The organism is Terrabacter carboxydivorans (assembly GCF_039532035.1).
Classification (GTDB): domain Bacteria; phylum Actinomycetota; class Actinomycetes; order Actinomycetales; family Dermatophilaceae; genus Terrabacter; species Terrabacter carboxydivorans.
Genome location: NZ_BAAARE010000045.1, coordinates 1 through 8703, shown reverse-complemented (window position 1 = coordinate 8703; position 8703 = coordinate 1). Strand labels below are relative to the sequence as shown.

10 protein-coding genes are annotated in these 8703 nt (G+C 71.5%); 6 read left to right on the top strand and 4 right to left on the bottom strand.

Annotated elements, in window-relative coordinates:
* Positions 1-53: 53 nt before the first annotated feature.
* The gene (locus ABD297_RS23235) at positions 54-566 is read right to left on the bottom strand and encodes an alpha/beta fold hydrolase (RefSeq protein WP_344257518.1); all 513 of its coding nucleotides are present in this window, start codon (positions 564-566) and stop codon (positions 54-56) included.
* Positions 567-591: 25 nt separating this feature from the next.
* On the opposite strand from ABD297_RS23235, the gene ABD297_RS23230 reads away from it, so the two are divergent.
* Positions 592-1431, top strand: coding sequence for a sulfurtransferase (locus ABD297_RS23230; protein ID WP_344257517.1), 840 nt, complete (start codon positions 592-594; stop codon positions 1429-1431).
* Positions 1432-1639: 208 nt separating this feature from the next.
* Here ABD297_RS23230 and ABD297_RS23225 read toward each other — a convergent pair whose 3' ends face one another.
* Complete coding sequence (locus ABD297_RS23225) at positions 1640-3034, bottom strand: glycine--tRNA ligase (RefSeq protein ID WP_344257516.1); 1395 nt, start codon at positions 3032-3034, stop codon at positions 1640-1642.
* A 78-nt stretch (positions 3035-3112) separates the two neighbouring features.
* On the opposite strand from ABD297_RS23225, the gene ABD297_RS23220 reads away from it, so the two are divergent.
* From ABD297_RS23220 to ABD297_RS23200, 5 genes are all read left to right on the top strand, one after another.
* A complete protein-coding gene (locus ABD297_RS23220) occupies positions 3113-3403 on the top strand; it encodes a DUF6703 family protein (protein ID WP_344257515.1) in 291 nt (96 codons plus the stop codon).
* 74 nt (positions 3404-3477) lie between these two features.
* Positions 3478-4461 carry a metal ABC transporter substrate-binding protein gene (locus tag ABD297_RS23215; RefSeq protein ID WP_344257514.1) on the top strand — a complete coding sequence of 328 codons (984 nt, stop codon included), beginning with the start codon at positions 3478-3480 and terminating at the stop codon, positions 4459-4461.
* Positions 4458-5303 (top strand): metal ABC transporter ATP-binding protein, encoded by an 846-nt coding sequence (locus ABD297_RS23210; protein WP_344257512.1) that lies wholly within the window; start codon positions 4458-4460, stop codon positions 5301-5303. The genes ABD297_RS23215 and ABD297_RS23210 overlap by 4 nt, the downstream gene beginning before the upstream one ends.
* Positions 5300-6379: a metal ABC transporter permease gene (locus ABD297_RS23205; RefSeq protein WP_344257511.1), complete on the top strand. Its 1080-nt coding sequence runs from the start codon at positions 5300-5302 to the stop codon at positions 6377-6379. Before ABD297_RS23210 ends, ABD297_RS23205 begins: the two co-directional genes overlap by 4 nt.
* A complete protein-coding gene (locus ABD297_RS23200) occupies positions 6376-6795 on the top strand; it encodes a Fur family transcriptional regulator (protein WP_344257510.1) in 420 nt (139 codons plus the stop codon). Before ABD297_RS23205 ends, ABD297_RS23200 begins: the two co-directional genes overlap by 4 nt.
* A gap of 123 nt (positions 6796-6918) precedes the next feature.
* Here the strand turns inward: ABD297_RS23200 and ABD297_RS23195 are convergent, their stop codons facing one another.
* Both ABD297_RS23195 and recO read right to left on the bottom strand, forming a co-directional pair.
* Positions 6919-7698 (bottom strand): isoprenyl transferase, encoded by a 780-nt coding sequence (locus tag ABD297_RS23195; RefSeq protein ID WP_344257509.1) that lies wholly within the window; start codon positions 7696-7698, stop codon positions 6919-6921.
* Between the two features lie 57 nt (positions 7699-7755).
* Positions 7756-8484, bottom strand: coding sequence for a DNA repair protein RecO (recO, locus tag ABD297_RS23190; RefSeq protein WP_344257508.1), 729 nt, complete (start codon positions 8482-8484; stop codon positions 7756-7758).
* Between the last annotated feature and the right edge of the window lie 219 nt (positions 8485-8703).

Genomic DNA, 8703 nt, shown 5'->3' with positions numbered 1-8703 from the left:
CCCCGTCCCGTCGTCGACACAACCCGATCACACGCTGCCGAGCACGACCTCGATTAGCTATGCAGGGACCGACGACGAGACACCGGCACCCGCCCAGCCCTTGACGCTAAACACCTCACGCTGATGACCGGGTCGACGCGCTCGGCCGGGTAGAGCCGGTTCAGCACGCGGTCGTTGACGCGGGTCATGCGCTCGGGGCCGAGCCGGTCGGTGAGCGTCGCGATGCCGCGGTAGAGGGCGGCCCCCGGTCCCGTCGGCGTGGCGCTGGCCCCCGCGAGGACGAGCCCGTCGAGCGCGTCGGGGTGGGACGCGGCATACGCCATCGCGGCGTAGCCGCCGAGCGAGTGGCCGACGAGGACGACGGGCGTGCTCTCGGGGACGGCCCGCACGGCGTCGTCGACGACCTCGACGCAGCGGGCGAGGGTGAACTCCTCCGAGGCGCGCGCGCCGTGACCCGGCAGGTCGACGAGGGTGAGGTCCACGTGGTCGCGCAGCAGCGGGAGCTGCGGGGCCCACTGGGTGCTCGACAGGCGTGAGCCGTGCACGAGGACCAGGTGAGCACGCACACGGTGAGGATGCCACGATGACCGGGTGACCCACCTCATCAGCGCCGACGAGCTCGCCCACGAGATCGAGGACGTCGTCGTCCTCGACGTCAGGTGGTCCCTGACCACGGCGAACACGCCCGCAGGCCGGGAGGCCTACGCCGCCGGCCACGTGCCCGGCGCGTTCTTCGTCGACCTCGACACCAAGCTCGCCGCTCCGGCCGGCGACGGCGGACGACATCCGCTGCCCGACCCCGCCGTCGTCGAGGCCCTCCTGCGCCGGGCGGGGATCACCGAGCACACCCGGGTCATCGTGCTCGACGGCAAGGAGTCGTATGCCGCCGCGCGGGCCTGGTGGGTGCTGCGCTGGGTGGGCGTGCCCGACGTCCGCGTCCTCGACGGCGGGTATGCCGCGTGGCTGGCCGCCGGCCTGCCCGTGTCGACCGAGGAGCCTGCCGACCGGCACGGCGACGTCGTCGTGCGGCCGGGCGCCCTGCCGACGCTCGACGCCGACGGCGCGGCTGCGCTGGCGCGCGACGGCCTGCTCCTCGACGCCCGGGCGCCAGAGCGCTACGCCGGCGAGACCGAGCCGATCGACCCCGTCGCGGGCCACGTGCCCGGCGCCGTCAACAGCCCCACCACCGCCTGGGTCACGGACGACGGGACGTTCCGCCGCGACCTGGCCGAGCACTGGGCCGCCGTCACCGAGGGCGTCGAGCCCGGCGACGGGCGGGTCGGCGTCTACTGCGGGTCGGGCGTCACGGCAGCCCACGAGATGCTCGCGCTCGCCGAGCTCGGGATCGACACCGTGCTCTACCCCGGTTCGTGGAGCGAGTGGATCCGCGACCCTGCGCGCCCGGTCGCGACCGGGCCGCAGCCCGGCTGACCTCGCCCGCACCCTGCCGTCCGCGCGACGACACCTCCGCCCGGACCGCAGCACACCGAGCACGTGCCAATTCACGGCGGCTGCAACCGCGGGCCCTGACGGGTGCTCGGTGTGTTGCGGCTGACGCGGTCGGTCGACCCACCGCAGGACGACGTATGCCGCCCGCCCGGGTGGGCGGACGGCATACGTCAGCGGTCTGTCCGCGAGCTCAGCAGCCGATGAGGCGCTGCGCGAGGTAGCCCTCGACCTGGTCGAGCGCGACACGCTCCTGCGCCATCGAGTCGCGCTCGCGGATCGTCACGGCGTGGTCCTCGAGCGTGTCGAAGTCGACGGTGATGCAGTAGGGCGTGCCGATCTCGTCGTTGCGGCGGTAGCGCTTGCCGATGGCGCCGGCGTCGTCGAAGTCGATGTTCCAGTGCTTGCGCAAGGTCGCCGCGAGGTCGCGCGCCTTGGGCGAGAGGTCGGCGTTGCGCGAGAGCGGGAGCACCGCGGCCTTGACCGGCGCGAGGCGCGGGTCGAGGCGCAGCACGACGCGCTTGTCGACGCCGCCCTTGGTGTTGGGCGCCTCGTCCTCGTGGTACGCGTCGACGAGGAAGGTCATGAGCGAGCGCGACAGCCCGGCCGCCGGCTCGATGACGTACGGCGTGTACTTCTCGGCCGTCTGCTGGTCGAAGTAGACGAGGTCCGTGCCCGAGTGCTTCGAGTGCGTCGCCAGGTCGAAGTCGGTGCGGTTGGCGATCCCCTCGAGCTCACCCCACTCGGACCCGGCGAAGCGGAAGCGGTACTCGATGTCGACGGTGCGCTTGGAGTAGTGCGACAGCTTCTCGGGGGCGTGCTCGTAGTGGCGCAGGTTCTCGGGGTTGATGCCGAGGTCGACATACCACTTGGTGCGCTCCTCGAGCCAGTACTGCAGCCACTCCTCGTCCTCGCCCGGCTTGACGAAGAACTCCATCTCCATCTGCTCGAACTCGCGCGTGCGGAAGATGAAGTTGCCCGGCGTGATCTCGTTGCGGAAGCTCTTGCCGGTCTGGGCGATGCCGAACGGCGGCTTCTTGCGCGAGGCCTGCATGACGTTGTTGAAGTTGACGAAGATGCCCTGGGCCGTCTCGGGGCGCAGGTAGTGCAGGCCCGACTCGTCCTCGATGACGCCGAGGTAGGTCTTGAGCATCATCTGGAAGTCGCGCGGCTCGGTCCACCGGCCCTTGGTGCCGCAGTCGGGGCACACGATCTCGGACATCGGCACGGTGTCCGGGTCCTCGATGCCCTTCTTCTCGGCGTACGCCTCCTGCAGGTGGTCCTGGCGGCGGCGCTTGTGGCAGCTGAGGCACTCGACGAGGGGGTCGGTGAAGGTGCCGACGTGACCCGACGCGACCCACGTCTCGCGCGGCAGGATGATCGAGGAGTCGAGGCCGACGACGTCGTCGCGGCTCGTGACCATGGACTTCCACCACTGGCGGCGGATGTTCTCCTTGAGCTCGACGCCGAGGGGGCCGTAGTCCCAGGCAGACCGGGTGCCTCCGTAGATCTCACCGCTCGGGAAGACGAAGCCCCTGCGCTTGCAGAGGCTGACGACGGTGTCCACGATGGATGTCTGCTTGGCCATGCGGGACAGGTTATCGGGCCGCGGCCGGTGCTCCGCCACGCGTCCGGGGTATGCCGTCACGTCCCCTAGGCTCGTGCCGTGGCCCTGAGCTTCCGTTCCCGTGTCGAGCACGCCTCCGTCCCCTGGGTGGAGCGGCTCAACGCTGTCCCCCGCCCCGTCGCCCTCGGCCTGCTCGTCGTGCTGCTCGCGGTCGGGATCCTCGCGCCGCGCCCTTGGGGCGGCATCGCCTTCCTCCTCGTCGCGGCGTTCGTCGGCTGGCTGCTGTTCCTGACCTGGCAGCGCCTGACGATGCCGGAGCGCCTGATGCGGACGGCGGTCCTCGTGCTCGCCGTGGCCGTCGCCGTGGTGAGGATCGTCCCGACCGCCTGATCGTCACGCTGGTGCCGTGGGGCTCGGCGAGAACGGTTTTGACAATCATTCTCATTCTCGGTGAGAATGGGGTCATGCCCTCCGCTCCCCCACGCCGGCGCCCGACCGTCCTGGCCGCCCTGGCCGCCGCCGGGGCCCTCGTCCTGGCGACCGGCGCCTGCGCCTCGTCGACCGACGGCGCCGCGACCGCCCCCGAGGCGATCGTCACCTCGTTCTACCCGATCCAGTTCGCCACGCAGCAGATCACCGCGGGCGCGGTCCCGGTCTCGGTGCTCACCAAGCCCGGCGCCGAGCCGCACGACCTCGAGCTCTCGCCCCAGGACATCGCGGGCATGACCAAGGCCCGGCTCGTCGTCTACGCCGACGGGTTCCAGCCGGCCGTCGACGAGGCCGTGGGACTCGTCGACCCCGCCAAGGTGCTCGATGTCGCCGACGCCGCGAAGCTCGTGCCCGCCACCGAGGGTGACCACGGCGGGGAGCCGGCCGGATCCGGTGGGTCCGGTGGGTCGGCGGGCCACGACGGCCACGACCACGCCGGCGACGACCCCCACTTCTGGCTCGACCCCTCGCGCTACGCCGCCGTCGCCGAGGCCATCGGCGCCCGACTGGCCAAGGACGACCCCACCCACGCCAAGACGTACGCCAGGAACACCGCCGTCTTCGTCGAGAAGCTCTCCCAGCTCGACGACGAGCTGCGCGTCGGCCTCTCGCAGTGCCGCATCAAGCAGCTCGTCACGAGCCACGCCGCCTTCGGCTACCTCGCCGACCGCTACGGCTTCCGCCAGCAGGGCATCACCGGGGTCTCGCCCGACAACGAGCCGAGCGCCGCCGCCCTCCGCACCGTCGCCGACCTGGTCAAGTCCTCCGGCGTGACCACCATCTACCAGGAGACCCTCGTGGAGCCACAGTTCGCCGACACCGTCGCAGGCTCGACCGGCGCCAAGGTGGCGACCCTCGACCCCATCGAGGGCATCACCTCCGCCTCGGTCGGACGCGACTACTTCGAGGTCATGCGCAGCAACCTCGTGGCGCTGCGTGCGGGACAGGGGTGCTCATGATATCCGCGCGACTGGTGCCCGACGGGCCCGACGTCGACGACGCGGTCCTCAGCCTTCACGGAGCGGCCTTCGGCTACGGCGACCGTCCGGTTTTGACCGACGTCGACCTGACGATCCGCAGCGGTGAGATCGTCGCGATCGTCGGACCCAACGGCTCGGGCAAGTCCACCCTCATGAAGGGCGTGCTCGGCCTCAACGAGAGGGTGGCCGGCTCCGTCACCCTCTTCGGGCAGGACAGCAGCGAGTTCCACGACCGCGCACGCCTCGGCTACGTGCCCCAACGGCATACGTTGTCGGCGTCCGTCCGGGCCACCGCGGAGGAGATCGTGGCCACCGGACGGCTGCCCCGCATCGGCTGGCTCGGACGGTTGCGCGCCACCGACCGGCAGATCGTCGCCCGCTCGCTCGAGGTCGTCGGCCTCGGCGACCGCGCCGCCACCGAGGTGAGCACCCTGTCCGGAGGCCAACAACGGCGCGTCCTCATCGCCCGGGCCCTCGCCGGACAGCCCGACATCCTCATCATGGACGAGCCCACGGCGGGCGTCGACGCCGCCAGCCAGCACGTGCTGGCCGACGTGCTCGAGCGGCTCGTCGAGCGCGGCGTCACGATGGTCATCGTCACCCACGAGCTGGGCGCCCTCGAGCGGCTGCTCACGCGCATCGTCGTGGTGGACAGCGGACGCATCCGCTTCGACGGTGACCCCGTCGCGTACGCCGCCCAACGCACCGCCGTGCACCACGACCACGACAGCCACCACCACGACCTCGAGCTCGACGGCCACCACCCGTCGCTGGCCCACGGCCCGCTCGATGCCGCCCACCGCCACGGGAGCCGACCATGATCGACCTGCTGTCCGTCGACTTCATGCAGCGGGCGCTCATCGCGGCGCTCCTCGTCGGCACCGTCGCGCCCATGGTCGGGATCTTCCTCGTCCAGCGGCGGCTCTCGCTCATCGGCGACGGCATGGGCCACGTCGCCCTGGCCGGTGTCGCGATCGGCCTCGTGTCCGGCACGGCGCCGGTCCTCACGGCCCTCGTCGCCGCGGTCCTCGCGGCCGTCGTCATCGAGCTGCTGCGAGCCCGCGGGCGCACCAACGGCGACGTCGCCCTGGCCGTCATCTTCTACGGCGGCATCGCCGGCGGCGTCGTCATCATCAGCAAGTCCCCCGACGGCACCCCCGCCAACCTCATGAAGTACCTCTTCGGCTCGATCCTGACGACCCAGCGCGGCGACCTCTACGTCTTCGCGGCGCTGGCCCTCGTCATCGCCGTCACCACGTGGGCCCTGCGACCCCGGCTCTTCGCCGTCGCCAACGACGAGGAGTACGCCCGCGCCGTCGGCATCCCGGTGCTGCCCCTCAACATCGTGCTCGCCGTCCTGACGGCAACGACCGTCGTCGTGGCGATGCGCGTCGTCGGCCTGCTCCTCATCAGCGCGCTCATGATCGTGCCCAACGCGGCGAGCCAGCTCGTCGCCCGGTCGTTCAGCGGGGGCCTGCGGTGGGCCATCGGCTTCGGCCTCGTGTCGGCGGTGGGAGGTGTCGCCCTGTCCTACCCGCTCGACACCCCGTCGGGCGGCACCATCGTGCTGCTCGCCGTCGCGCTGTTCGTCGTGACCGCCGCCGTCACCGGCGTGCTGGCCCGGGTCGGCAGCCGGCACCACGACGTCGCCGAGACCCATGCGCACGAGCACGGGGTCGAGTGCGGCCACCCGGTCGTGACGCACGGGGACCACGTCGACTACGTCCACGACGGGCACCTGCACGCCGCCCACGAGGGCCACTACGACGAGCACGGCGTCCACCACGCCCACGTCGCAGGCACGCCTCCCGAGGTCGCGTCCGACCCAGCCTCCGACCCCACCGCTGACCCGACCGCTGACCCGACCGCTGCCCCGACGACAGGAAGCAGACCATGACGAGCGCCGCCGACTCCCCCACGACGTCCCGCAAGCCGACGCGCCAGCAGGTCGCCGTCGCCGAGCTGCTCGAGCGGTCCGACGACTTCACCTCGGCGCAGACGGTCCACGCCCGGCTGCGCGAGTCCGGCGCCGGCGTCGGCCTCGCCACCGTCTACCGCACCCTCCAGGCCATGGTCGACGCCGGGACCGTCGACGTGCTGCGCACCGACGACGGCGAGGCGGTCTACCGCGCCTGCTCGACCCACCACCACCATCACCTCGTGTGCCGCGCGTGCGGCCGCACCGTCGAGGTCGAGGGGCCGGCCGTGGAGAAGTGGGCCGACTCCGTCGCGCGCGAGCACGGCTTCAGCGGCGTGACGCACACCCTCGAGATCTTCGGCACCTGCGCCGACTGCGCCACCCCCAGGCCCTGAGGCCCGACGCCCTCTCGGCCGAACGCAGCGTTCGGTCTCGAAAGCACTGTTCTGACAGCGCGTTCGAGACCGAACGCGGCGTTCGGTGCGGTCAGGTGGACGGCGCAGAGGTCAGGGCAGAGGTCAGGGGGCGGAGGTCGGGGTGTCGACGGCTCCGCCGTAGCGCCGGTCGCGGGCGACGTACTCCTCGATGGCGCCCCACAGGTCGCGCCGGTCGTAGTCGGGCCACAGCTGGTTCTGGAAGACCATCTCGGCGTAGGCCGACTGCCACAGCAGGAAGTTGCTCGTGCGCTGCTCACCCGAGCTGCGCACGAAGAGGTCGACGTCCGGCATCGTCGGCTCGTCGAGGTAGCGCTTGATCGTCTTCTCGTCCACAGACCCCGGCCGCAGGCGACCGTCCTTGACGTCGTGGGCGATCCGCTGCACCGCGTCGGCGATCTCGGCGCGGCCGCCGTAGTTGACGCAGAAGTAGAGCGTCAGTCCCGTGTTGTGCTGGGTCAGCTCCTGGGCGACCTCGAGCTCCTTGATGACCGAGCGCCACAGTCGCGGCGCGCGACCCACCCAGCGCATGCGCACGCCCCACTCGTGCAGCTGGTCACGGCGCCGGCGGATGACGTCGCGGTTGAAGCCCATGAGGAAGCGCACCTCCTCGGGCGACCGGCGCCAGTTCTCGGTCGAGAAGGCGTAGGCCGACAGGTGCGTCACGCCGACGTCGATGGCTCCCGCGACGACGTCGAGCAGCGAGGCCTCCCCCGCCTCGTGGCCCTTGGTGCGCGGCAGCCCCCGCGCGTTGGCCCAGCGGCCGTTGCCGTCCATGACGATCGCGACGTGCTTGGGCAGCAGGGCGGCCGGGATCGTCGGGGGCGTCGCACCGGACGGGTGCGGGAACGGCTTGGCGTACATGGGTCTCCGGTCGATCGGGATCGGGTTCGCTTGTGGCTCAGGACGTTTGGGACGGACTCAGACTCGGTCGACGAGGCGCAGCGAGCGCAGGCCCCGCTCGATGTGCCACTGGAGGAACGCCGCGACGAGGCCGTTGCCCTGTCGCCGGTGGCGGTCGTCGCTGGCGTCGGCGACCCCCCAGTCCCCGGTCAGCAGCGACGCGAGCAGCTCGAAGGTCTCGGGAGCGGGCGCGCTCGAGCCGGGCGGACGGCATACGGAGCACACGGCCCCACCGGCCTGGACGTTGAAGGCCCGGTGGGGCCCGGGCGCACCGCAACGCGCGCAGTCGACGAAGCTCGGCGCCCAGCCGGCGATGGCGAGCGAGCGCAGCAGGTAGGCGTCGAGGACGAGGCCGGGGTCGTGGGCCCGCTCGGCGAGGGAGCGCAGGGCGCCCCCGAGGAGGAGGTACTGCTGGGTCTGCGGCTCGTGCTCCTCGGTCAGCTGCAGCGCCGTCTCGAGCATCGAGGTCGCACACGTGTAGGCCGTGTAGTCGCGGGCGATGGCGTCACCGTACGGAGCGAGGGTCTCCACCTGGGTCACGGTGTCGAGGTTGCGACCCTCGTAGCACTGGACGTCGATGACCATCCCCGGCTCGAGCCGCGAGCCGAAGCGCGACTTGGTGCGCCGCACCCCCTTCGCGACCGCGCGGACGCGGCCACGGGTGCGGGTCAGCATCGTGATGATGCGGTCGGCCTCGCCCAGCTTGTGGGTGCGCAGGACGATCGCCTCGTCACGGTAGAGGGGCATGGCCCCATTCTCCCCCTCGGCGGCGCGGGAGCGGCACGGCACGCCCCGGCCGGAGCCGTCACGTCGAGAAACTACCCACCGATCGAACACCCGTTCTGCATATCTGCTTAGGTGAAGTAGCCTTTGTGGATGACCGCGAATCCGATTCGGGGGCAGGACTACCCAGCGACGTACCAGCAGCTGCTCGAGTGGTTCCCGGACAACCAGTCATGTCTGGAC

Coding starts and splice junctions, on each gene's coding strand:
- ABD297_RS23215 (WP_344257514.1), top strand. CDS start 3,478: ATGCCCTCCGCTCCCCCACGCCGGCGCCCGACCGTCCTGGCCGCCCTG.
- ABD297_RS23225 (WP_344257516.1), bottom strand. CDS start 3,034: ATGGCCAAGCAGACATCCATCGTGGACACCGTCGTCAGCCTCTGCAAG.
- ABD297_RS23195 (WP_344257509.1), bottom strand. CDS start 7,698: ATGTACGCCAAGCCGTTCCCGCACCCGTCCGGTGCGACGCCCCCGACG.
- recO (WP_344257508.1), bottom strand. CDS start 8,484: ATGCCCCTCTACCGTGACGAGGCGATCGTCCTGCGCACCCACAAGCTG.
- ABD297_RS23205 (WP_344257511.1), top strand. CDS start 5,300: ATGATCGACCTGCTGTCCGTCGACTTCATGCAGCGGGCGCTCATCGCG.
- ABD297_RS23210 (WP_344257512.1), top strand. CDS start 4,458: ATGATATCCGCGCGACTGGTGCCCGACGGGCCCGACGTCGACGACGCG.
- ABD297_RS23200 (WP_344257510.1), top strand. CDS start 6,376: ATGACGAGCGCCGCCGACTCCCCCACGACGTCCCGCAAGCCGACGCGC.